Here is a 21,626-nt window from a genome sequence, read left to right as displayed (position 1 = left end):
CGCCCCACCGCGCGCATGAGCCGCCCGATCGTCCTCGACGGTGTTCCGGGCGGCATCCTGCTGATCTGCGATCACGCATCGAATGCCGCGCCCGCGGGGATCGATCTACGGATCGACCCGGCATTGCTCGACAAGCATATCGGCGTCGATATCGGGACGGCGCCGTTGACCGAGGCGCTGTCAACCACGTTGGGGGCACCAGCGGTGCTTGCGACGGTTTCGCGGCTGGTAATCGATCTGCACCGGCAGCCGGACCATCCGGGACTCATTCCAGCAGTCAGTGATGGCCACGCCATTCCCGGCAATGTCGAGGCAGACCGGTTCGACCGGATCGCGCGTTTCTACCAGCCGTATCATGCGACTTTAAATGACGTGATTCGAACGGTTAAACCCACGTTGCTGGCATCGATCCACAGCTTCACACCGCGTCTCGAAACCGCCGATGGTCCGACGCGGCCTTGGGACATCGGGATTCTCTCGAACCGAGATCGCCGCGCCGCCGATCTCGCGCTGGCCCTGCTGCGAGACCAAGGACTGGTGGTCGGCGACAACGAACCCTATTCCGGCCGCCTGCTCAACGCGACGCTCAACCGTCACGGCGAAGCGCGGGGGATCCCCAGCATTGCGATCGAGGTTCGCAACGACCTGTTGGCGGACAATGCGGGCGTCGTGCGGTGGCGCGACATTCTCGCCCCGATTTTGGTCGAGATACGTAATAGACTTGCGCAAACGGGTGCTGTCGCGACATAGGCGCGCGCATGACACGCACTTTCGACAAATCGAAGCTCCCCAGCCGTCACGTTTCGGTCGGGCCCGAGCGAAGCCCGCACCGCAGCTATTATTACGCGATGGGGATCGCCGAGGAGGACATCGCCAAGCCGTTCGTCGCCCTGGCGAGCGCCGGCAACAACTCCGCGCCTTGCAACACCACGCTCGATTCGCAGGCGGATGCCGCGCAGGAAGGCGTCATCACGGGCGGTGGCATGCCCCGCCGCTTCAACACGATCACCGTGACCGACGGGATCGCGATGGGGCATCAGGGGATGAAATCCTCGCTCGTCAGTCGCGAAGTGATCGCCGATTCGGTCGAGCTGTCGGTCCGCGGGCATTGCTACGACGCGCTGGTCGGCTTCGCTGGCTGCGACAAGTCGCTGCCGGGAATGATGATGGCGATGCTGCGGCTCAACGTGCCGAGCATCTTCGTGTATGGCGGATCGATCCTGCCCGGGCGGTTCCACGACAAGGACGTCACCGTCGTCGACGTGTTCGAGGCGGTTGGCAAATATGCGGCGGGCGGCTGCCCGCTGCAGGAGCTGATCGAGCTCGAGAAAGTCGCATGCCCCGGCCACGGCGCGTGCGGTGGCCAGTTCACCGCCAACACGATGGCGTGCGTCGGCGAGGCGATCGGCCTGTCGCTCCCCAATTCGAACATGATGCCCGCACCGTATCGCGGCCGTGACGAGATCGCGATCGCGGCGGGCAATCAGGTGATGGAGCTCATCGCCCGCAACATCCGCCCGCGCGACATCTGCACGCGCGAAGCCTTCATCAACGCAGCCCGCGTCGTGGCGGCGACCGGCGGATCGACCAACGCGGCATTGCACCTGCCAGCGATGGCGAGCGAAGCGGGGATCGAATTCGATCTGTTCGATGTCGCTGAGGCCTTTAAATCAACACCTTACATCGCCGACCTCAAGCCCGGCGGTAAGTATGTCGCCAAGGATATGTACGAGGCTGGCGGCGTCTACATGCTGATGAAGACGATGCTGGCGGGCGGGTTCCTCGACGGAAACTGCATGACGGTGACGGGCAAGACGCTCGGCGAGAACATCGATCAGGTGACGTGGAACCCCGACCAGAAAGTGATCTACGACGTCAAGACGCCGCTGTCGGCGACTGGCGGCGTGGTTGGCCTGCGTGGCTCGCTCGCGCCCGATGGCGCGATCGTCAAGGTCGCCGGGATGCACCGGCTCCAGTTCGAAGGTCCGGCGCGCGTCTTCGATTGCGAGGAGGATTGCTTCGCGGCAGTCGAGGCGCGTGCGATCAACGAGGGCGAAGTCATCGTAATCCGCTACGAAGGACCAAAGGGTGGTCCCGGCATGCGCGAGATGCTGTCGACCACCGCGGCCTTGTACGGCCTCGGGCTCGGCGAGAAGGTCGCGCTGATCACCGACGGGCGCTTTTCCGGCGGCACTCGCGGGTTCTGTATCGGCCACGTCGGTCCCGAAGCGGCTGAGGGCGGGCCGATCGCCCTCGTCGAGAATGGCGACACGATCCGGATCGACGCCGAAGCGGGGACGATCGACCTCGACGTCGACGCGGACACGCTGGCGACGCGCAAGGCCAATTGGGTCGCACGCGTCAACGATTACCAGTCGGGCGCGCTCTGGCGCTATTCGCAGACGGTCGGGCCTGCCTATAAGGGCGCGGTAACGCATCCTGGGGCAGCAACCGAACGTCATGTTTACGCGGACATCTGAGGCGAGGGACCGGTCGCTATCGCCGCCGGTTCTCCCGGCGGCGGCATCGGGCGGACGGCGGACGGTCACGCTGCAACGGCTGACGCGATGACGCCGATCGACGGTACGCCCATTCTCTCGGCCGCGCAGATGCGGGGTGCGGAGGACGCGGCCATGGCTGCGGGTGCAACCGTGGACAGCCTGATGCTGACCGCCGGTCGGGCGGTAGCGGCGGCGGTTCGGCGTCTTGCCGCACACGCCGAGATCCTCGTTGCCTGCGGGACGGGCAACAACGGGGGCGATGGCTATGTCGCGGCCGTGGCGTTGCGCGACATGGGGCTGGACGTCCGCGTAGCGGCGCTCGGCGAACCGCGTAGCGAGGCTGCGACGGCGGCACGGTCGCGCTGGATGGGGCCGGTCGAACCATTGCTGACTGCCGACCCGGCGGCGATCCTGGTCGATGCGGTGTTCGGCACCGGATTAACACGCGCGCTGGAGCCAGAGCTTGCGGCGGCGTTGGAGCGTTTGTCTTCGGCTGCCCGTCTGACGATCGCGGTGGACCTGCCAAGCGGCGTGACGACGGATACGGGCGCGGTGCCCGGCGATGCGGTCTTGGGCGACGTCACGCTTGCGCTCGGAGCGGTGAAACCGTCGCATCTGCTGGTGCCTGCGGCGAGTCACTGCGGGACGATACGGTTGCTCGATATCGGGCTGGGGCCGGACATCGGTGCTGCGTTGCGCGTTGCCCGGCGGCCGGACTTTCTCAAGACCCCTGGTCCTTCGGCCCACAAATACACGCGCGGGATGGTTACGGTGGTGGCGGGCGCGATGCCCGGTGCCGCCGAGCTTTCGGCCGAGGCGGCGTTGCGCGCGGGGGCTGGTTATGTTCTCCTGCTCGGGAACACCGGCACGACCATACCCCATGCCATCGTGCGGCGGCAGTATTCAGGGGATGCGCTCGGCGACACGCGGATCGGGGCTGTCGTCATCGGCCCCGGCTTGGGCCGCGATGCCGCGGCAGCCTCCCTGCTGGACGACGCAGTACTGGCAGATACGTCGCTGATCATCGACGGCGATGCATTGCAGTTGCTCGACGCCGGGCGCCTGGCGACGGTCCGCGCGCGCACGGCGCCCACGATCCTGACGCCGCACGAAGGCGAGTTCGATGCGGTGTTCGGAAAGAGCGATGCCCCACGGATCGAACGCGCGCTGACGGCGGCGCGGGATACGGGCGTGTTCGTGGTATTGAAAGGGGCAAGCACGATCATCGCTTCGCCCGACGGCACAGCGATCGTCACGGCACCGGCTGACCCGTGGTTGTCGACGGCGGGAACCGGGGACGTGCTGACGGGCGCAATCGCTGCGGTGATCGCGGCGCAGGACATCCGGCACATTCCGTTGATCGATCGTGTCGCCGCTGGGGTATGGCTCCATTCTCAGGCGGCACGGCAGTTGCCGGGGGCTTTCCTGGCGGATGATCTTGCACACGCGCTCAGCGCCGTTAGGGCGGCGCTATGAGCGATACGATTGTAAGAGTAGCTGCGCGCGGCGATGGCGTGACCGCAGATGGCCGTCATGCGCGGTTCGCGGCACCCGGCGATACGTTGACTGCTGACAATGCGGTCGTGCCGGGGCCGCACCATCAGACGCCGCCTTGCCGCCACTTCCCCGAATGCGGCGGGTGTCAGCTCCAACATCTCGACGATGCGAGCTACGCCGATTTCCTGGTGGACCGGATCGCGGGGGCACTGACCGCGCAGAATGTGCGCACGGAGATCCGCGCGCCGTTGCTGTCACCGCCGCGCACGCGCCGCCGCGCGACGTTGCATGCCGAGGTGAAGGGTGGTGCGATCAAGCTCGGGTTCAGCGCGGCGGCGAGCCACGAGATCATCGACGTCAAGGAATGCCACGTCCTGACACCCGCGCTGTTCGCTGTGCTAACGCCGCTGCGCAAACTGCTTGCACGGACTCTGAAGGGGCGGGCACGGATCCACCTGACCGAGATTGATCAGGGCATCGACTTGCTGATCGAAGGCACACTGTCCGAAAGTCTGGCGGTGGCCGAGGCGCTGACGCAATTCTGTTCGGACCATGCGATCGCGCGGCTTGCGGTCGACGATGGTCTCGGGCCGGAAACCCGGTGGGAGCCCGAAGGCGCGACGATCACACTGGGGGATGTCCCGGTCCCGTTTCCCGCGGCGTCGTTTCTCCAGGCGACGCGCGAAGGGGAGGCGAGCCTGATCGGTGCGGTGCACGAGGCGCTAGCAACAGCAAGCGGCGCGACCGCCGATCTGTTCGCTGGTCTCGGCACGTTCGCGCTTGCCTTGCCGGGGAAGGTCTATGCCGCCGAGGCCGGGCGCGACGCGATCCTGGCGTTGCAGGCGGGGGCCAGTCGTGCCGGGCGATCGCTGTTCACGGAGCACCGCGATCTGTTTAGGCGACCGTTGACCAGCGCGGAGTGCTCGCGTTTCGGTGCGGTCGTGCTTGATCCACCGCGGGCTGGCGCACGCGAGCAGATTACGCAACTGGCGGCCTCGACCGTCCCTGTGATTGCCTACGTTTCGTGTAATCCCAGCAGCTTCGCGCGAGATGCGGATATCTTGTGCAAGGGTGGGTATCGGCTGGAGTGGGTTCAGCCGGTCGGCCAGTTTCGGTGGTCGACCCATGCCGAACTTGCTGCGTTGTTCCGGCGCTAAGCGGGCGGGCTAGCGTTTCTCCGCCAGCCAGATACCAGCATCTTCACACGCCGGGTCGGCCAGAACGCGTGCGACCAGGCTTAGCCCGCTGTCGGCGATCGCGGTCGAATAGTCGGCAGCCTCGAGATCCACGCGGTACGGTGACCCGTCGCGATAATCCTCACGGCTCGGATCGAGGTCCGCGGCCGCGTTAAACAGCATCCGTCCTTCAGGCTTCAGCCACGCCGCGGCGCGCTTTGCCATCAATGCGCAATCGGCATGTGTCAGCCACGTCAGCGAGTTCCACGCAATGACCGCGTCGAAACGCTGGGGGATGTCGACGACCCGCATGTCGCCCTTGATCCATCGACCGCGCGGGAAGCGCGTTGTTGCAAGCGTGACGACCGATCCGGCTGAATCCACGCCGGTCAGATCGAACCCGCGATCCATCAAATAGCGCGCGATTGGTTCGCCATCCCCGCAACCGAGATCGAGAATCGCGCTGCCGGGCGCCAAGGGTGCGACCAGCCGATCAACCCACGCCTGGCCGATGAACCCAACCGTGGTCGCGCGCTTAGCCATCTGTCGAGGGAACCCCTGCGGATATCAGCCGTTTATTACTCGGGAGTAGCGGATGTCGGCTGGCGACATCACCTGATACCGAAAGGATTAAAGCCATGGGCGAACTCATCGACAAGATCAAAGGCAACGTCAACGAGGCCATCGGCAAGGCGAAGCAGGAAAGCAACAATCCTGATACGCAGGCAGACGGTGCCGCACAGGAAGCCAAGGGCAAGGCCCAGCAGCTTGGTGGCAAGGTCAAGGGCGCGCTCGGCGACGATATCTGAGCTGCGACTGACTGATTGATACAGGCCGCTCCGGGAAACCGGGGCGGCTTTTTCTTGGGGTCATGTCGAAATCATCGCACCAGCGGTAATGACCTTCATGTCCGTCTTGAGGTGAAGCAGCCGGACCCCGGGCTCGGCCATTGCGCGTTCCAGCGCGGGCGCGAACGCTTCGGTGCTTTCTACCGTCTCGGCCCAGCAGCCGTAGGCGCGCGCCAAGGCAGCGAAATCGGGGTTTCGCAGCGCCGTCCCGCTGACCCGGCCTGGAAATTCACGTTCCTGGTGCATGCGGATCGTACCGTACCCCGCATTGTCGATGACCAGGACGAGCATGTCCACACCGTGCGCCACCGCGGTCGCCAGCTCCTGCCCGTTCATCAGGAAACACCCGTCGCCCGCCAGCGCGACGACCGTGCGCCCGGGGTGGCGCAGCGCGGCGGCCGTCGCCGCGGGAACGCCATACCCCATCGCCCCCGCGGTCGGGGCAAGCTGCGTCCCCGGACCGGCATAGCGCCAGTAGCGATGCCACCATCCCGAGTAATTGCCAGCACCGTTGCAGATGATGCTGTCGGCGGGAAGTCGCGCGCGCATCTCGGCGACACACGGGCCGAGGTCGAGCGCAACGCCGTCGCGCGGGGCGGGTGTCGACCAGGCGAGATAGTCGTGATGCGCGCCGCTATCCTCGCGCGGGCGGCTTGCGATCGAATGCAGCGCGTCGGCGAACGACCCCATATCCGCGCAGATCGCGAGGTCGGTACGGTAGGTCTGGCCCAGTTCGTTGGGGTCGGGGTGGACATGGACCAGCCGCTGTCCCGGATGGTCCGGCGTGATCAGCGTGTAGCCATCGGTCGTCGCTTCGCCCAGCCGCGGGCCAACGACCAGAAGGAGATCGGCGTCTCGGACGCGCTTCACCAGTGCCGGGTTCGGGCCGTAGCCGAGGTTCCCCGCCCAGACCGGCGAGGTGTTCGGCAACGCATCCTGACGGCGAAATGCGGACGCGACCGCGAGGCCGCTACGTTCTGCCCACATACCGAAGGAGTCGGCTGCGCGTTTGTTCCACCCCGCGCCCCCGATGATCGCGAGCGGTCGCTCGGCGGCTTCCAGCATTTCGCCCAGCGCGTGAAGCTGGAACGGATCACAGGCCTGCACCGCGGGCATCACGCGCGGGCGATCGACCGTTTCCACGACGTCGAGCAGCATGTCCTCGGGCAAGGCGAGCACGACGGGTCCGGGCCGTCCCGACATCGCCACGGTCCAGGCACGTGCGATATATTCGGGAATGCGGCGGGCATCGTCGATCTTCGCCGCCCATTTCGCGATCGGACCGAACATGGCGGGGAAATCGATTTCCTGAAAGGCTTCGCGGTCGCGCGTTGCGCGGTCGACGTCGCCGATGAACAGGATCATCGGCTGCGAATCCTGCATCGCGACATGGACGCCGATCGACGCATTGGTCGCGCCGGGGCCGCGGGTAACGAAGGCGACGCCCGGTCGCCCGGTCAACGCGCCATCCGCGCAGGCCATGAACGCGACGCCACCTTCCTGACGGCAGACGGTCAGGTCAATTTCGGGGGAATCATGCAGCGCGTCGAGGACCGCCAGGAAACTTTCGCCGGGAACGGTGAAGATCCGGTCGCAGCCTTGCGCGAGGAGATTGTCGACCAGAATGCGGCCACCCGTGCGGCCGTCGGAATGCGGAGAAAGCGTCGTCATGGCCCGGTCTTAGCGAGGCATCGGGCAGATCGCAAAAGGCCAAGGCGGTCCAGGCCGCAAGCCTGTCGAGCGGAACGCTCAAGCAGGGCGGGTCGCGGCCAACAGGGCGCGGCGACCCGCCCGAATCGGTCAGTTCGCCTTGGCGACGCCCTGTTCTTCCAGCAACGTGGCGAGCTCACCGCTCTCGTACATCTCCATCATGATGTCCGACCCGCCGACGAACTCGCCCTTGACGTAGAGCTGCGGGATCGTCGGCCAGTCCGAAAAGGCCTTGATGCCCTGACGGATGCCCTGGTCCTGCAACACGTCGACGCTATCGAACTCGACGCCGACATGGTTGAGGATCGCGATCGCGCGGCTTGAGAAGCCACACTGCGGGAACAACGGGCTGCCCTTCATGAACAGGACTACGTCGGACTTGCCGACGATGTCGGCGATACGGCTGTGGGATTCGTCGGTCATCATCTTTACTCCTGAACAGGGACGGCGGTGGTGAGCTGCAGTGCATGGAGCACGCCGCCCATCCGGTCACCCAACGTGGCGTAAACGGCACGTTGTTGCTTCAACCGCGGCATTCCGCGGAAACTCTCGGCGGTGACACGCGCGGCCCAATGGTCGCCGTCACCCGCCAGATCCGTCATCTCGACGCGCGCGTCGGGGATACCCGCGACGATCAGCGTCTCGATCTCGTGCGCAGACATGGGCATTATTCGACCCCCATCAACTGGCGGCGCGCCTCGATCGTCTTTTCCTCGATCGTGCGACGGATCGTCGCCTCGTCGATCGCGACGTTGGCGGCGGTCAGGTCGCTGACCAGCTTGCGGATCACGTCCTCGTCGCCGGCTTCCTCGAAATCGGCCTGGACGACCGCGGTGGCATAGGCATCCGCCTCTTCCTTGGTCAGCCGCATCTCGGTTGCCGCCCAGTGTCCGAGCAAGCGATTGCGTCGGGCGATGATACGGAACGCCATTTCTTCGTCGCGTGCATATTTGGTTTCGAATGCGCGCTCGCGATCGTCGAAGCTGCTCATATGCCGTTAGTCCCCGGAAACGGTAAGAAAGGATTGTAACGAGATAGGGGCAGCAACGCCTTGGTGCAACGCATCGCTGTCGCAACCGTTCGTGGCGCAAATCCGCGTCGGAGAATCGCGGGAATTCAGGTAGGCAACACGGCATGGCAGCATCACACCCGAAACGTGCACTATTCGAGCGCATGATTGCCCCGGCGGACTCCCCCGACTTCGCGCGATCGCTGCCGGAGGCGCATCGCAGCGTGAAGGTGTGGGAGACGGGCGATCCCAAGCGTTCGCGTTTTCGGCAGTGGTTGGGGTTTGCCGGACCGGGATTCTTAGTCTCGGTCGGATATATGGATCCCGGCAATTGGGGCACCGATCTCGCAGGGGGCAGTCAGTTCGGCAACACGCTGTTGTGGGTGATCCTCGCCTCGAACCTTATGGCGATTTTCCTACAGGTGCTGTGCGCGCGGTTGGGGATCGTGACCGGGCGTGACCTGGCCCAGTCGTGCCGCGATTACTATGCACGTCCCGTCGGCATCGCGCTTTGGCTATTGTGTGAACTTGCGATCATCGCATGCGACCTGGCAGAAGTGGTGGGGTCGGCGGTCGCGCTTAATCTGTTGCTCGGGTTGCCGCTGCTGTACGGGGTGATCCTGACCGGGCTCGACGTGCTCTTGCTGCTGTTGCTGGTCAACCGGGGTTTCCGCAAGATCGAAGCGGTCATCGTAGTCCTGGTGGCCACGATCGGCTTGTGTTTCGCTTACACCATCTTTCTCGCGAAGCCCGACTGGAATGCGGTGGCTTTGGGGGCCATCACACCGGCGATCCCGAATACTGCGGCGTTGTTGATCGCGCTCGGCATCCTTGGCGCGACGGTCATGCCGCATAACCTTTATCTGCATTCGTCGATCGTCCAGACCCGCGCATTCGGTACGGGCAAGCGTGATGTTAAGGCGGCGCTGGCGTTCAATACCGTCGATACGGTGCTGGCGCTGGGAATGGCGTTCTTCGTCAACGCGGCGATCCTCGTGCTGGCGGCGGCGGTGTTCTGGCGCAATGGCATCGCCGTTTCCGAGTTGCAGGAAGCGCATGAACTGCTCCGCCCCGCGCTCGGTGGGGCCGCTGCGACGGCGTTCGCGCTGGCGTTGCTCGCCTCGGGCCAGTCGAGCACGATCACGGGGACGCTCGCAGGCCAGATCGTGATGGAGGGGTTCCTGCGCATCCGGGTCGCGCCGTGGCTGCGCCGTCTGGTGACGCGCGGGCTAGCAATCATTCCGGCCCTGATCGTCATCTCGGCTACCGGGGGGAAGGATACCGTCGAACTGCTGGTAGTGAGCCAGGTCGTGCTGTCGATGCAGCTGCCCTTCGCGATCTTCCCGCTGATGATGGTAACGAGCAGCCGGGCGCGGATGGGCGATTATGCCAATCCCATGTGGGTCAAGCTGATCGGCTATTCGATCTGTAGCGTGATTGCCGGGCTTAACGTTTATCTGCTGTGGGAGACGATCGGGCCGGTCTGGGTCGGCGCGATTGCTGCGGTGATGCTCGCGTTCACCGGGTATGTGCGCTTCGTCTACACCGCGCCAGCAACGGTAATCCCGGCCCGCTCGACCGACTGATCCGAACCGTGCGGGATGGCGTGGTCGCTGCGACGGCCTTACGCCGCATCGGTGCGAAACGCCTCGCGCGACGGGCCGGGGTGGTGCGTGTCGTGCAAAAGTCTTGCGGGGCTGAGCGGTTTTGACCGCCACCATTCGATGAGCAGTGCGATCGTTATCAGGACGATGCCGGCCAAGACGATCTGCGCTTCGAACACCCGGTCGGAAACGCCGTTCAAGATGATCGAGGTCAGGTTCTGAGGACGGTATAAAATGGCAAGGCCCAGTGCCAGCGCCACCTTGCTGCTGGTTCGCCACCGCACGCAGAACAGCAGTATGAGCGGATATGCCAGCAGATCGTTGAGATGCAGCGGCATGAACAAGTACTCGCACCCTAGCAGGGCGGGAAAGAAGAGCGTCTCGCGGACCGTGCGCTGCTGCGTTGTCCACAGAAGACTCAGGCAGGCCACCGCAGCGGCAAAGGCATAGACCGTTGCCGGCAAGGTCGCGAATCGCGTGTATGCGACGATGCTCACCACGCCAGACAACGTTCGCGGATCGTTGAAAACGGACGCCGCGTAAGAAGCCAAATTGGCTTGCAGGGACATCAAACTCCCGAGGGTGTTGTCGAAACCGATGCTCCAGAAAGCAGGCAAACATAACAGGCCGGTCAACATAAAAGCGACAAGTGTCGGCACCCGCAACGACCGATCGCACAGGGCAACGGCCGAAAATGGTATTCCGATCTGAGGCTTGAGCAACACGAGCAATAGCCCGGCCGTGCAGAGGAATAGGTCCTTCCGGGGTCTGCCGATCATGACAAGGCTTATCCCAAGCAAGATGAGCCCGTTGGTTTGTCCATTGTCGAACAGCTTGGCAGCGCCGTTGCCTGAGATGATCGCCAGCGCAGCCAGAGCCTTGACCCAGAAGGGCGGTGGCGCATCGAGCTCGTCGGAAGCGCGCCAGGCAATTACGATTGCCAGGCACAGGGTTGCAGCCGTGAGGATCCGCCAGACCCATGCCGCAGTCTGAAACGGCAACAGCCCGAACGGAAGCGCAATGGCAATCCACTGCGGGGGATAGACCCATGTCCCCCGCGGCGCGGGAACGGCCTCGTTGGCCAAAGCCGACGCGCCAAACACGCGATAAGAGACGCCGTAGGGATCAATCCCCAGCGCCCACATTTTTCCAGCCGTCCAGATATAGGCAAAGTCGCTCGAGAGATGATTCGCGAACACCTGTCGCAGCAGAAGCAACACTATGAAGAGTAGTAAGCCCGATACCAGAAGTCTCTCGGGCTTGGTTCCACGTTTTACGAGATCAAGAACGGCGGCGTGGGCAGGCGTTCCCATGTCGACCGTGCCCCCGCTGGGTTAAACGTCATTCTATCGTGTCCAATAGCATCATTGCGAAACCGTAACAACCAGCTTCCCGATCGCGCCGCGCGCGGCCATCTTGGCGATCGCCTTGCCGCCATCCTCGAACGCGAAGGTTTCGGTGACGCGCGGGGCGATCTTGCCGTCTTTCCATAGACCGAACAGGCGCTCGATATGCGCCCGGTTCGCGTTCGGGTCGCGCGCCGCGAACGCCCCCCAGAACACGCCGCAAACGTCGCAGCTCTTGAGCAGGGTAAGGTTAAGCGGCAGGCGGGGAATGCCCGCGGGGAAGCCGACGACGAGATACCGGCCCTCCCATCCGATCGAGCGGAGCGCGGGTTCGGCATAATCGCCGCCCACCGGGTCGTAGATCACGTCATAGCCGGTCTTGCCGCCAGCGGCCTTGAACTGCTCGGCAAGCGCCTTGGACTGATCCTTGTCGAATGGCGCGCGCGCATAGACGATGACGTCATCCGCGCCCGCGTTCCGCGCGGCCTGCGCCTTTTCGTCCGATGACACCGCCGCGACGACCCGCGCTCCGAACGCCTTGCCGAGTTCGATCGCCGCCAGCCCGACGCCGCCCGCCGCACCAAGCACGAGCAGGGTCTGCCCCTCCGCCAGACGACCGCGGTCGAGCAACGCGTGGATGGTCGTTCCGTAGGTCAATAGCAGCGAGGCACCCTCGGCGAAGCTGCGTCCTCCGGGCAGCGCGAACAGGCTTACCGCAGGGAGCGCGATCTTTTCTACGAGACCGCCCGATCCGGTCGTCGCGATCACCCGGTCGCCGGGTTTCCAGTCGGTCACGCCGTCGCCGACGCTTTCGACGACACCCGAGATTTCGCTTCCGGGAGCGAACGGGCGCGGTGGCTTGAACTGGTATTTGTCCTCGATGATGAGAACGTCGGGATAGTTGATCGAGCACGCCTTGACCGCCACCACGACCTGACCCGCCGCCGCGACGGGATCGGGCAGGGTATCGATCGTTAGGGTTTCAGGTCCGCCCGGCGCTTTCGACAAGAGTGCTCGCATCCGCCCGTTCTCCGCTCATCCACGGCCGGTGTTTGCTTACCCCGGCTTCGTATTTCGAAATCGCGGTATCTCTTGCCAGTGTCAGACCGATCTCGTCCAGCCCTTCCATGAGGCACTGGCGGCGGAATGCGTCGAGTTCGAACCCGAAGCGATCCTGATAGGGGGTGGTGACGGTCATCGTCTCGAGATCGATCGTCACGGGTTGATCCTGCGCGACCTCGATCAGCCGGTCGATCGCAGCCTGTGGCAGAACCACCGTGACGATCCCGTTCTTGAACGCGTTGCCCGAGAAGATGTCAGAGAAGCTCGGCGCGACCACCGCGCTGATCCCCATGTCGGCGAGTGCCCAGGCGGCATGCTCGCGGCTGGACCCGCAGCCGAAATTGTCGCCCGCGATCAGGATCGGGGCCCCTGCGTAGCGCGGGTCATCGAAGATGTTACCCGGCTTCGCGCGCACGGTCTCGAACGCGCCCTTGCCGAGTCCCTCGCGGGTCACGGTCTTCAGCCAGTGCGCCGGGATGATGACGTCGGTGTCGACGTTCTTCTGTCCCCACGGATAGGCCGTGCCCGAGACGTGCGTGACAGGTTGCATCGTAAGATCCTACTTTGGGGCAATGCGCCGAAAGACGTGCGGGCGCGCGCCTGCCGTTATCGCTGCTTGGCGGCGATCGCGTCGTTGGCGCTGGTGCGCGCGGTCGCTGCATAGGCGGCGATCCCGCTAGCCAGGGTACCCATCACCAAAAGAACCAGAACACGCTTCATACATCGTCCCCCTTACGTCGTTACAAAATCGCGCACGTCGCTCAGTCGACCGGTAACGGCGGCCGCAGCCGCCATTGCCGGGGAAACCAGATGCGTGCGCGCACCCGGACCCTGCCGTCCTACGAAGTTGCGATTCGAAGTGGAAGCGCAACGGAGACCGGGCGGTACTTTATCGGGGTTCATTGCAAGGCACATCGAGCAGCCAGGCTCGCGCCATTCGAACCCTGCGGTCAGGAAGATGCGGTCGAGTCCCTCGGCTTCGGCCTGGCGCTTGACCAGTCCCGACCCTGGAACGACAAGCGCATGAACGCCCTCTGCCACGTGGCGACCGTCGGCAACCTGCGCGGCGGCGCGCAGGTCCTCGATCCGGCTGTTGGTGCAACTGCCGATGAAGACATAGTCTACGCCGACGTCCTGCATCGCGGTGCCGGGGGTCAGCCCCATATAGTCGAGCGACTTGCGCGCCGCGTCCCGCTTTGCCGGATCGGCAAAGCTGTCTGGATCGGGCACATGGCCGGTGATCGCGACGACGTCCTCGGGACTGGTGCCCCAGGTCAGCAGTGGCGCGATGTCGGTCGCGTCGATCGTGACGACGGCGTCGTACACCGCGCCCGGGTCGCTCGGCAGCGTCCGCCAATAGGCGACCGCTGCGTCCCAGTCGGCACCCTTGGGGGCCATCGGCCGTCCCTTGATATAGGCGAAGGTCGTTTCGTCCGGCGCCACCAGACCCGCGCGCGCACCCGCTTCGATCGACATGTTCGCGATCGTCAGCCGACCCTCGATCGACATCTCGCGGATCGTCGAGCCGGTATATTCGAGCACATAGCCGGTCCCGCCTGCGGCACCGAGCTTGCCGATGATCGCCAGCGCGACGTCCTTGGCCGAGACGCCGAAGCCGAGTTTACCGTCGACGCGCACTTCCATCGTCTTGGACTGGCCGAGCAGCAACGTCTGCGTGGCGAGCACATGCTCGACTTCGCTCGTGCCGATCCCGAAGGCGAGCGCGCCCAGCGCGCCGTGCGCCGAGGTATGGCTGTCGCCGCACACCAGCGTGGTGCCGGGGAGGGTGAACCCCTGTTCCGGCCCTACGACGTGAACGATCCCCTGCGCCACCGCGACCGCATCGATGTAATCGATCCCGAAGTCGCGGGTGTTGCGCTCGAGCGCGTCGAGCTGTTGGAGGCTTTCAGGATCGGCGATCGGCAGCCGCGCGCCGTTCGCGTCGCGGCGCGGAGTCGTCGGCAAATTGTGATCGGGGACCGCAAGCGTGAGATCGGGACGACGGACAGTGCGTCCGTTGGCGCGCAGCCCGGCGAAGGCTTGCGGGCTGGTGACCTCATGGACGAGGTGACGATCGATGTAGATCAGGCACGTTCCATCGTCGCGGCGCTCGACCACGTGATCGGCCCAGATCTTTTCGTACAGGGTCAGGGGCTGGTTGGACATGCCGCGCGCTCTAGCCGAAAACTGCGCAAATGCAATGTTTGGCAGGGCCTTTATTGCGTAGCGGGACGCTGGTGTTCCTCGATCAGGTACGTGTGGACGGCCGCAATCTCGTTGTCGGTGAGCCTGCTCAAGTCTGTGGTGGCGACCCGCGTCATCAGCCCGAGGTCGCGTCCCGACATGCCAACGCCCGTCCGGAGCAAATGTCGGAAGGCATTGGCATCATAGGATGAACCGACGTCCGCCAAGGCAGGGACCGTCACCGTCGGATCGGTTTCCTGTGGCTGCGCATGCCGCAGATCGTGGCACGCCATGCACGAAACGTGGACAAAATATGCTCCGGCAGCGACAGGTCGGTGGTGCCCGGCGATGGTCTCGGGATGCGCCTGGCTGGGCAGACCGCCGGTCAGGATCAGCAGGCGTGCCATCGGCCCATAGGATATCGTCCCCGGAAGATCCTTCGACTGCGGCTTGAGCGTCCGGATCCATCCGATCAGCCGTGCAACGTCATCGTCGGAGAGATGCCGGAATGCCTGGACCGGCATGACGTGAAGGGCAGTGCCATCTCGCTTGATACCGTGGCGGATCAGCCGGGACAGTTGCGCGTCGCTATAGTCCGCCGCGCGACGGGCAATCGCGGGGGCCGCGAAACGGCCGAGCAAGGCATTCTCGACCAGCACCCTGCCGGTCGCGTCGCTTGCATGGCAACCGCGGCATCCGATGATCCGCGCAATCCGTCCGCCTTCCGCCACGCCCGCGGCCGAGTGGTCGGCAACAATCGTATCCAGAGGCGCCGCATAGGCGCGGCGCAGCATCCATTCGGACCCGCCGTACAGCGTTGCCATGGCCACGACGATGGCCCCGCACAGTATCAGCGCAGCACGCTTGAGCCACTTCATCGAAGCCCCCCGGCAAGGTCAAGTCCGCGTCGATCAGTACGAAGCAGGGGATACCACAGTCGAGGCTATTGCGCGAGTAGTCGTAAGAAATTCAGTGACCAAAACGACAAAGCTTGTCCGTAATGGACGCAGACTGCGGTACTTCCAGCAAATAAATGCCGTTTATACGACGTAATGTGCCGTTGTTTTGCTGGCAATTTCCTCGGCACTGACGCCGGGGGCGGTTTCGAGCAGCTTGAAGGGCGACTGGTGATCGGGGCGCTGGAAGACGGCCAGATCGGTGACGATCATGTCGACCACGTTCTTGCCGGTCAGCGGCAGTGTGCAGGCGGGGATGAACTTGGGGTCGCCGTTCTTGGACGTATGCTCCATCACGACGATAATCTTCTTGACCCCTGCGACCAGATCCATCGCGCCGCCCATGCCCTTGATCATCTTGCCCGGGATCATCCAGTTGGCGATGTCGCCATTCTCCGCGACTTCCATCGCACCAAGCACGGTCAGGTCGATGTGCCCGCCGCGGATCATCGCGAAGCTGTCGGACGAACTGAAATAGGCGCTCTGCGGTAGTTCGCTGATCGTCTGCTTGCCTGCGTTGATCAGATCGGCGTCTTCGTCGCCCGCAAGCGGGAAGGGGCCGATGCCGAGCATTCCATTCTCGGACTGCAGCGTCACCTCGACGCCATTGGGGATGTGGTTGGCAACCAGCGTGGGGATGCCGATGCCGAGGTTGACGTAGAAACCGTCCTTCAGTTCGCGCGCGGCGCGTGCGGCCATTTCGTCGCGGGTCCAGCCCTTTGCATGGTCGGCCATCACTTGTCTCCTGCGGGCGGGGCCCAGCGTTTGTCTTGCGGAAATACGTCGTCGAAGCTGCCCTTGAGCGCGCTGCCGTAGACGGGGTTGGGGAGGATGAACCAGCCGGCCCCGAACTTGGCGGAGACGGGCTCGCGCTGAACGGCGGCACGGCGCGTGGGTGGGGGCAGGCTGGCGTTGAACAGATCGCTGAAGTCGCCGAGCTGGTCGCCGCCCATCGCGATCACGCAGAACTTCGCGGCGATCGTCGCGCGGCGGCCATCCTTGCGGCTACCCATCGCATCGTCGCCCGACAGGTACAGCGTCTCGCCGTGCACCGCTGGCCCCAGCCCGGCGCGCTCGATCGTCGCGCGGGTGATGTCGGCGTGCGCTGCGGACCGATTGGTGTTGAACACCACGGTCACGCCCATCCGGCGGAGTGCATCGAGCGCCTGCACTGCGCCGGGCTGCGGGGCGACCTTGTCGAGGTCGGTCAGCTCCCACGCGTCCCAGGTCTTCTGGTTGTACGGGGCGGGGTGCGCGGCGTCGTTCGCCTCGAAGCCGAGGTTGAGGAGGACGGTCTCGTCGACGTCGAATACGGCGGCCTTGGGTTTGTCGCCGCAGGGGATCCATTTGGGCGCGGCGAGCGTGGCGTCGGGGGCGAGGATGACCGAGTCGGTTGGGGCCGTCGCGACTTGCGTTGCGGCGAACTGCGTTAGTTGCCGCCACGTCTGGAGCACCTGCGCTGCGGCTTCGCCTGAGCCGTAGAGATATTGCATCCCCGGCGGGACTGTGGGGCTGCTTGGCGGCACTACCGCCACGGGCGGTGTCGTGGTGCAAGCGGAGAGCGCCAGCGCAGCAAGGAGCGTAAAGCCCCTCCCCTTCAGGGGAGGGGTTGGGGGTGGGGCTGTGCCTCGCAGAGAGCTGGGTTCTGCTGGACTTCCCCACCCCAACCCCTCCCCTGAAGGGGAGGGGCTAAGAAGGCTCGAGCACTTCACGCGGCCTCGCGGACGGTGCGGAATTCGATCTTCTTGTCGTATGGCGCGCCGAGCACGAGGCGCTGCACATACACGCCCGCCAAGTGGATCGCGTCCGGATCGAGTGAACCTACGGCCACGATTTCCTCGACCTCGGCGACGCACACCTTGCCAGCGGTCGCCATCGGCTGGTTGAAGTTGCGCGCGGTCTTGCGAAAGACCAGGTTACCGCTTTCGTCCGCCTTCCACGCCTTGATGATCGCAAGATCGGCGCGGATGCCGCGTTCGAGGATATAGTCCTCCCCGTCGAAGGTCTTCACTTCCTTGCCCTCGGCCACCAGCGTGCCGACGCCGGTCTTGGTGTAAAAGCCGGGGATGCCCGCACCACCCGCTCGGCAGCGTTCGGCGAGCGTGCCCTGCGGGCAGAACTCCACTTCCAGCTCGCCCGACAGATATTGACGTTCGAACTCCTTGTTCTCGCCGACGTAGCTCGAGATCATCTTCTTGATCTGGCGGGTGCGGAGCAACTTGCCGAGGCCCTCGCCATCGATCCCGGCGTTGTTGCTCGCAATCGTCAGGTCCTTCGTGCCCGCGTCGCGAATCGCGTCGATCAGCCGTTCGGGAATGCCGCACAGCCCGAAACCGCCCGCGCAGATCATCATGCCGTCGTGGAGCACCCCTTCCAGGGCGGCGGCGGCATCGGGGTAGATCTTGCGCATGAACGGTCCTTTCGGAGGGTTTCGCCCGATTAGGGCGGGGCGGGGCGAGGGGTCAACCCGCCCGCATCACCTCAAACCTGCGTCCCCACCAGATGCCCGATCCCCGCGGTCACGGCCATCGCCAGCGCACCCCAGAACAGCACGCGCAGCGCGCCGCGCCACAGCGGTGCGCCTCCGATCCGCGCGCCCGTCGCGCCGAGCAGCGCGAGCAGCAGCAGCGTCGTCACGACGACGGCTTCGATCAGCGCGGTGCCGCGGAACAGGAACGCCATTAGCACGGGGCAGATCGCGCCCAGCGCGAAGCTGGCGGCGGAGGCGAGCGCGGCCTGGACCGGACGTGCCTCCATTACCTCGTGGATGCCCAGTTCGTCGCGCATGTGCGCGCCGAGCGCATCGTGCGCCATCAGCTGCTCCGCGACCTGCAGCGACAGCGCCGCATCCAGCCCGCGGTGGCGGTAGATGGCGGCGAGTTCGCGCGTCTCGGCCTTGGGATCTTCTTCCAGTTCAGCGGCTTCGCGGGTGCGGTCGGCGGCTTCGGTGTCGGACTGGGAACTGACCGAGACATATTCCCCCGCCGCCATCGACATCGCGCCCGCGACCAGCCCGGCGACTCCGGTCAGCACGACTTCGGAGGGCGCGCGGGCGGCGGCGGCGACGCCGACGATCAGGCTGGCGGTCGACAGGATCCCGTCGTTGGCGCCCAGGACGGCGGCGCGGAGCCAGCCAACACGCTGAACAAGATGCTTTTCGGAATGGCGGATCATGCCCCGCCGTAACCGCCCCGCCGCGATCAGGCCAGATGCAGTGGCGCGCCCGTCCGTCAAAAGTCGCCAAGGTCGCACAGGGGAACGTCGGCGGGGCTATTGACTACAGACGTAAACGGTACGATTACAGCTGTAGTCAGTACGGAGGCGACTCGAATGCCCGAGAAGATCAGCGATGCCGAACATGCCGTGATGGAGGTGCTGTGGGACGAAAGCCCGCTGACCGCGCAAGACGTGTCCGAGCGGATTCCCGACACGCGCGAGTGGAGCGCCAATACCGTCAAGACGTTACTGGGCCGGTTGCTGGCCAAGAACATCATCGCGCATGAAGCCGATGGTCGCCGCTATTTGTACCGGCCGCTGGTGCAGCGTACAGATTATGTCGCAGGCGAATCGAAGCGGCTGATCGACCGATTGTTCGGCGGCAAGCTGACCCCGTTGGTTGCGCATCTCGCCGAACGCGATGAACTGACCGCGCAGGATATCGCGGAGATCGAAGCCTTGTTGAAAGGACTGAAGTCATGATCGGGCCGGACGGAATAAGCTGCGCAATCGAGGCGATGATCGCGTCGAGCGTGCTGATGGTTCTGGTGCTGGTGCTGCGGACGCCGGTGCGGCGCGCGTTCGGGGCCAACGTTGCTTATGCGCTGTGGGCGCTGCCGGTGCTGCGGCTGGTGCTGCCGCCGTTGCCCGCCGCCTGGACCGAGGCGACTCGGCAGGCGGTTACGGAAGCCACCGCGGTTCCGATGCATTTTGCGACGCATCCGGTCGGAATGCTGCTCAACGCACCTGCTTCGGAGATCGATGCTGCCGCCGGAAATCCCTGGATCGTCCCGGCGATCGCCGCGCTCTGGCTGATCGGCGCGGGCGGGTTCTTCGTGTGGCATGTCGTATCGCATCGCCGGTTCTGCGCACGGATGCTGGCGGGCGTCGGGCAGCAGATCGACCTCGACGGCGTCCGCGTGATCGAGAGCGACGCCGCGAGCGGACCGCTCGCCTTCGGGGTGGTGCGCCGCTACGTCGCCTTCCCGCGCGATTTCGCGGAACGCTATGAACCCGAGGAACGCGACCTCGCGCTGGCGCACGAGCTTGGCCATCATGCGCGCGGCGACCTGATCGCGAACTGGATCGCGCTTGGCGTGCTTGCGGTACATTGGTTCAACCCGATCGCATGGCGCGCCTTCCGGGCGTTTCGCGCCGACCAGGAAATCGCCAATGATGCGCGCGTGCTGGCGGGGATGAACCCGATGCGGCGGCACGTCTATGCGTGCGCGATCGTCAAGGCGGCGCATCCGTCGCTGTACGGCGAGGTTGCCGCGACCTGCCATCTCAACCCGATCGACGATCTCAAGCGGCGGCTGCGGATGCTGACGACGCAGCGGACGTCGCGCGTGCGGCTGGTCGGCGGTGGTGCGGTGATCGCGGCGCTGACGCTCGGCGGGCTGGGGCTGACCGCGTCGGGTAGTGCGGCGGCGGAACGCGTGCGCTCGGGTGTGGAACGTGCGACCGGGGTCGATATCGCCGCACTCGCGCCGCCAGCCGTGCCCGCAGTCGGCATGAGCGGGGACGACCAGGTGCCGCCCGTGCCGGCCGCGCCGCCGGTAGCCGAGACGCCGGATCGTCCGGAGGACGCGATGCCCGTCGCCCCGGTGGCCCCGGCTGCGCCCGCGCCAGTGACGGTGCCGGACGCGCCGGACGCGTGGTCGGCCCCGCGTGCACCGGAGCCACCGCTTCCCCCGGAGGCTGCCGCGGGGCAGCGCGGGACGACGGTCGTCACCGTCGACAAAGACGGCAAGCGGATCGTCCGGCACGGTCGCTATGTGAAGCTCGGCCCGAACGGGCAGGCGAGCTTGATCGGTGACGACGGCACGATCACCCACGTCGCCGAGGTACCCGCGGTGCCGCAGCGTCCCGATGTTCCCGAAGTCCGCTCGCTGGCGTGCGGAACGCGCGGCGACGGGCACCGCATGACGATCGAGGATCGGCATGCAGGGCGTCGGCGGATCACCGTCTGCACCGACCGCATTGCCGCTGCGCAGGCGCGGGGTGCGGCAGCCGCCGCTCGCGGCGCTGCCGCTGCGGCCCGGGGCGCGCAACTCGCGATGAACGGGGAGCAGATGCAACAACGCGCCTATCGCCAAGCGCTGGACGGGTTGCGCGCGGCGCGGGCGCAAATGCTGCTCAACCGCGACATGCCGGCGGACGCGCGGCGCGGGGCGCTGGAGGGGATCAATACCGCGATTGCCGAACTGGAAAGTGACATCGCGCGGGGGCAGTGATCCGCCTGTCCCGCGCAACGGGCGCGGGCAGGACTTGTGGCAAGGTGGACCCTGAAAGAAGTTCAGGGTGACGGTGGGAAGGGGAGCGTCGCCCCTCTCCGAAAGCTTCCGTCATGCTGAACTTGTTTCAGCATCCACCGTGCAACGGGCGCGGACCGGACTTGCGGCGCGGTGGACCCTGAAACGAGTTCAGGGTGACGGCGGGTAGGGGAGTGTCGTTATTATCCCCACGGCGCGGTGGACCCTGCAACGCGTTCACGGTGACGGCGATTGTAAGAGGT

22 protein-coding genes are annotated in these 21,626 nt (G+C 65.4%); 8 read left to right on the top strand and 14 right to left on the bottom strand.

Annotation, left to right across the window (positions count from 1 at the left end):
• The first annotated feature begins 15 nt into the window (after positions 1–15).
• The 4 genes from AC3WJR_RS09240 (at position 16) to AC3WJR_RS09225 (ending at position 5,155) form a co-directional block, all read left to right on the top strand.
• Positions 16–750, top strand: a complete 735-nt coding sequence (locus AC3WJR_RS09240) for an N-formylglutamate amidohydrolase (RefSeq protein WP_492724408.1) — start codon at positions 16–18, stop codon at positions 748–750.
• An 8-nt stretch (positions 751–758) separates the two neighbouring features.
• Positions 759–2,480 (top strand): dihydroxy-acid dehydratase, encoded by a 1,722-nt coding sequence (ilvD, locus tag AC3WJR_RS09235; protein ID WP_492724406.1) that lies wholly within the window; start codon positions 759–761, stop codon positions 2,478–2,480.
• An 87-nt stretch (positions 2,481–2,567) separates the two neighbouring features.
• Positions 2,568–3,977, top strand: coding sequence for an NAD(P)H-hydrate dehydratase (locus AC3WJR_RS09230; RefSeq protein WP_492724404.1), 1,410 nt, complete (start codon positions 2,568–2,570; stop codon positions 3,975–3,977).
• Positions 3,974–5,155 (top strand): class I SAM-dependent RNA methyltransferase, encoded by a 1,182-nt coding sequence (locus AC3WJR_RS09225; protein WP_492724402.1) that lies wholly within the window; start codon positions 3,974–3,976, stop codon positions 5,153–5,155. The genes AC3WJR_RS09230 and AC3WJR_RS09225 overlap by 4 nt, the downstream gene beginning before the upstream one ends.
• A gap of 9 nt (positions 5,156–5,164) precedes the next feature.
• On the opposite strand, the gene AC3WJR_RS09220 is transcribed toward AC3WJR_RS09225, so the two are convergent.
• Entirely contained in the window at positions 5,165–5,716 is a 552-nt protein-coding gene (locus tag AC3WJR_RS09220) for a class I SAM-dependent methyltransferase (protein ID WP_492724400.1), read from the bottom strand.
• Positions 5,717–5,811: 95 nt separating this feature from the next.
• Between AC3WJR_RS09220 and AC3WJR_RS09215 the strand changes: the two genes are divergently transcribed.
• Positions 5,812–5,982: a CsbD family protein gene (locus tag AC3WJR_RS09215; RefSeq protein WP_354284440.1), complete on the top strand. Its 171-nt coding sequence runs from the start codon at positions 5,812–5,814 to the stop codon at positions 5,980–5,982.
• Between the two features lie 60 nt (positions 5,983–6,042).
• Here AC3WJR_RS09215 and AC3WJR_RS09210 read toward each other — a convergent pair whose 3' ends face one another.
• From AC3WJR_RS09210 to AC3WJR_RS09195, 4 genes are all read right to left on the bottom strand, one after another.
• Positions 6,043–7,692, bottom strand: coding sequence for a thiamine pyrophosphate-binding protein (locus AC3WJR_RS09210; RefSeq protein ID WP_492724397.1), 1,650 nt, complete (start codon positions 7,690–7,692; stop codon positions 6,043–6,045).
• A 129-nt stretch (positions 7,693–7,821) separates the two neighbouring features.
• Positions 7,822–8,154, bottom strand: a complete 333-nt coding sequence (gene grxD / locus AC3WJR_RS09205; RefSeq protein ID WP_354284444.1) for a Grx4 family monothiol glutaredoxin — start codon at positions 8,152–8,154, stop codon at positions 7,822–7,824.
• Positions 8,155–8,159: 5 nt separating this feature from the next.
• Positions 8,160–8,399 carry a BolA/IbaG family iron-sulfur metabolism protein gene (locus AC3WJR_RS09200; RefSeq protein WP_354284446.1) on the bottom strand — a complete coding sequence of 80 codons (240 nt, stop codon included), beginning with the start codon at positions 8,397–8,399 and terminating at the stop codon, positions 8,160–8,162.
• Positions 8,399–8,722: a DUF1476 domain-containing protein gene (locus tag AC3WJR_RS09195; RefSeq protein ID WP_354284448.1), complete on the bottom strand. Its 324-nt coding sequence runs from the start codon at positions 8,720–8,722 to the stop codon at positions 8,399–8,401. Before AC3WJR_RS09195 ends, AC3WJR_RS09200 begins: the two co-directional genes overlap by 1 nt.
• A gap of 143 nt (positions 8,723–8,865) precedes the next feature.
• Here AC3WJR_RS09195 and AC3WJR_RS09190 point away from each other — a divergent pair, with 143 nt between their 5' ends.
• Positions 8,866–10,326: an Nramp family divalent metal transporter gene (locus tag AC3WJR_RS09190; protein WP_492724392.1), complete on the top strand. Its 1,461-nt coding sequence runs from the start codon at positions 8,866–8,868 to the stop codon at positions 10,324–10,326.
• Between the two features lie 38 nt (positions 10,327–10,364).
• On the opposite strand, the gene AC3WJR_RS09185 is transcribed toward AC3WJR_RS09190, so the two are convergent.
• The 9 genes from AC3WJR_RS09185 to AC3WJR_RS09145 form a co-directional block, all read right to left on the bottom strand.
• Positions 10,365–11,657, bottom strand: a complete 1,293-nt coding sequence (locus AC3WJR_RS09185; protein ID WP_492724390.1) for a glycosyltransferase family 87 protein — start codon at positions 11,655–11,657, stop codon at positions 10,365–10,367.
• A gap of 51 nt (positions 11,658–11,708) precedes the next feature.
• Positions 11,709–12,710 carry an NADPH:quinone oxidoreductase family protein gene (locus AC3WJR_RS09180; RefSeq protein ID WP_492724388.1) on the bottom strand — a complete coding sequence of 334 codons (1,002 nt, stop codon included), beginning with the start codon at positions 12,708–12,710 and terminating at the stop codon, positions 11,709–11,711.
• Positions 12,673–13,302 carry a 3-isopropylmalate dehydratase small subunit gene (leuD, locus tag AC3WJR_RS09175; RefSeq protein WP_492724386.1) on the bottom strand — a complete coding sequence of 210 codons (630 nt, stop codon included), beginning with the start codon at positions 13,300–13,302 and terminating at the stop codon, positions 12,673–12,675. The genes AC3WJR_RS09180 and leuD overlap by 38 nt, the downstream gene beginning before the upstream one ends.
• Before the next feature lie 182 nt (positions 13,303–13,484).
• Positions 13,485–14,918, bottom strand: coding sequence for a 3-isopropylmalate dehydratase large subunit (gene leuC, locus AC3WJR_RS09170; protein WP_492724384.1), 1,434 nt, complete (start codon positions 14,916–14,918; stop codon positions 13,485–13,487).
• A 50-nt stretch (positions 14,919–14,968) separates the two neighbouring features.
• Positions 14,969–15,814: a c-type cytochrome gene (locus AC3WJR_RS09165; protein WP_492724382.1), complete on the bottom strand. Its 846-nt coding sequence runs from the start codon at positions 15,812–15,814 to the stop codon at positions 14,969–14,971.
• Positions 15,815–15,976: 162 nt separating this feature from the next.
• Entirely contained in the window at positions 15,977–16,627 is a 651-nt protein-coding gene (locus tag AC3WJR_RS09160; RefSeq protein WP_492724380.1) for a CoA transferase subunit B, read from the bottom strand.
• A complete protein-coding gene (locus tag AC3WJR_RS09155; RefSeq protein ID WP_492724378.1) occupies positions 16,627–17,418 on the bottom strand; it encodes an HAD family acid phosphatase in 792 nt (263 codons plus the stop codon). Before AC3WJR_RS09155 ends, AC3WJR_RS09160 begins: the two co-directional genes overlap by 1 nt.
• Positions 17,419–17,600: 182 nt before the next feature.
• Entirely contained in the window at positions 17,601–18,302 is a 702-nt protein-coding gene (locus AC3WJR_RS09150) for a CoA transferase subunit A (protein WP_492724376.1), read from the bottom strand.
• Positions 18,303–18,373: 71 nt separating this feature from the next.
• The gene (locus AC3WJR_RS09145) at positions 18,374–19,066 is read right to left on the bottom strand and encodes a VIT1/CCC1 transporter family protein (protein ID WP_492724374.1); all 693 of its coding nucleotides are present in this window, start codon (positions 19,064–19,066) and stop codon (positions 18,374–18,376) included.
• 156 nt (positions 19,067–19,222) lie between these two features.
• On the opposite strand from AC3WJR_RS09145, the gene AC3WJR_RS09140 reads away from it, so the two are divergent.
• Complete coding sequence (locus AC3WJR_RS09140; RefSeq protein ID WP_131528954.1) at positions 19,223–19,591, top strand: BlaI/MecI/CopY family transcriptional regulator; 369 nt, start codon at positions 19,223–19,225, stop codon at positions 19,589–19,591.
• Positions 19,588–21,345 carry a M56 family metallopeptidase gene (locus AC3WJR_RS09135; RefSeq protein WP_492724372.1) on the top strand — a complete coding sequence of 586 codons (1,758 nt, stop codon included), beginning with the start codon at positions 19,588–19,590 and terminating at the stop codon, positions 21,343–21,345. Before AC3WJR_RS09140 ends, AC3WJR_RS09135 begins: the two co-directional genes overlap by 4 nt.
• Positions 21,346–21,626: the final 281 nt, after the last annotated feature.

Source organism: Sphingomonas sp. FW306-05-A (assembly GCF_058782275.1).
Note: the sequence above shows the minus strand (reverse complement) of the source record. Positions and strands in the feature narration are given on the sequence as shown.

Bases quoted from the DNA above. Each gene is read 5' to 3' on its own strand.
- AC3WJR_RS09140 (WP_131528954.1), top strand. From the start codon at position 19,223: ATGCCCGAGAAGATCAGCGATGCCGAACATGCCGTGATGGAGGTGCTG.
- AC3WJR_RS09165 (WP_492724382.1), bottom strand. From the start codon at position 15,814: ATGAAGTGGCTCAAGCGTGCTGCGCTGATACTGTGCGGGGCCATCGTC.
- AC3WJR_RS09230 (WP_492724404.1), top strand. From the start codon at position 2,568: ATGACGCCGATCGACGGTACGCCCATTCTCTCGGCCGCGCAGATGCGG.
- AC3WJR_RS09145 (WP_492724374.1), bottom strand. From the start codon at position 19,066: ATGATCCGCCATTCCGAAAAGCATCTTGTTCAGCGTGTTGGCTGGCTC.
- ilvD (WP_492724406.1), top strand. From the start codon at position 759: ATGACACGCACTTTCGACAAATCGAAGCTCCCCAGCCGTCACGTTTCG.
- AC3WJR_RS09185 (WP_492724390.1), bottom strand. From the start codon at position 11,657: ATGGGAACGCCTGCCCACGCCGCCGTTCTTGATCTCGTAAAACGTGGA.
- AC3WJR_RS09190 (WP_492724392.1), top strand. From the start codon at position 8,866: ATGGCAGCATCACACCCGAAACGTGCACTATTCGAGCGCATGATTGCC.
- AC3WJR_RS09240 (WP_492724408.1), top strand. From the start codon at position 16: ATGAGCCGCCCGATCGTCCTCGACGGTGTTCCGGGCGGCATCCTGCTG.
- AC3WJR_RS09200 (WP_354284446.1), bottom strand. From the start codon at position 8,399: ATGCCCATGTCTGCGCACGAGATCGAGACGCTGATCGTCGCGGGTATC.
- AC3WJR_RS09135 (WP_492724372.1), top strand. From the start codon at position 19,588: ATGATCGGGCCGGACGGAATAAGCTGCGCAATCGAGGCGATGATCGCG.
- leuC (WP_492724384.1), bottom strand. From the start codon at position 14,918: ATGTCCAACCAGCCCCTGACCCTGTACGAAAAGATCTGGGCCGATCAC.
- AC3WJR_RS09215 (WP_354284440.1), top strand. From the start codon at position 5,812: ATGGGCGAACTCATCGACAAGATCAAAGGCAACGTCAACGAGGCCATC.
- AC3WJR_RS09195 (WP_354284448.1), bottom strand. From the start codon at position 8,722: ATGAGCAGCTTCGACGATCGCGAGCGCGCATTCGAAACCAAATATGCA.
- AC3WJR_RS09220 (WP_492724400.1), bottom strand. From the start codon at position 5,716: ATGGCTAAGCGCGCGACCACGGTTGGGTTCATCGGCCAGGCGTGGGTT.
- grxD (WP_354284444.1), bottom strand. From the start codon at position 8,154: ATGACCGACGAATCCCACAGCCGTATCGCCGACATCGTCGGCAAGTCC.
- leuD (WP_492724386.1), bottom strand. From the start codon at position 13,302: ATGCAACCTGTCACGCACGTCTCGGGCACGGCCTATCCGTGGGGACAG.
- AC3WJR_RS09150 (WP_492724376.1), bottom strand. From the start codon at position 18,302: ATGCGCAAGATCTACCCCGATGCCGCCGCCGCCCTGGAAGGGGTGCTC.
- AC3WJR_RS09160 (WP_492724380.1), bottom strand. From the start codon at position 16,627: ATGGCCGACCATGCAAAGGGCTGGACCCGCGACGAAATGGCCGCACGC.
- AC3WJR_RS09210 (WP_492724397.1), bottom strand. From the start codon at position 7,692: ATGACGACGCTTTCTCCGCATTCCGACGGCCGCACGGGTGGCCGCATT.
- AC3WJR_RS09225 (WP_492724402.1), top strand. From the start codon at position 3,974: ATGAGCGATACGATTGTAAGAGTAGCTGCGCGCGGCGATGGCGTGACC.
- AC3WJR_RS09180 (WP_492724388.1), bottom strand. From the start codon at position 12,710: ATGCGAGCACTCTTGTCGAAAGCGCCGGGCGGACCTGAAACCCTAACG.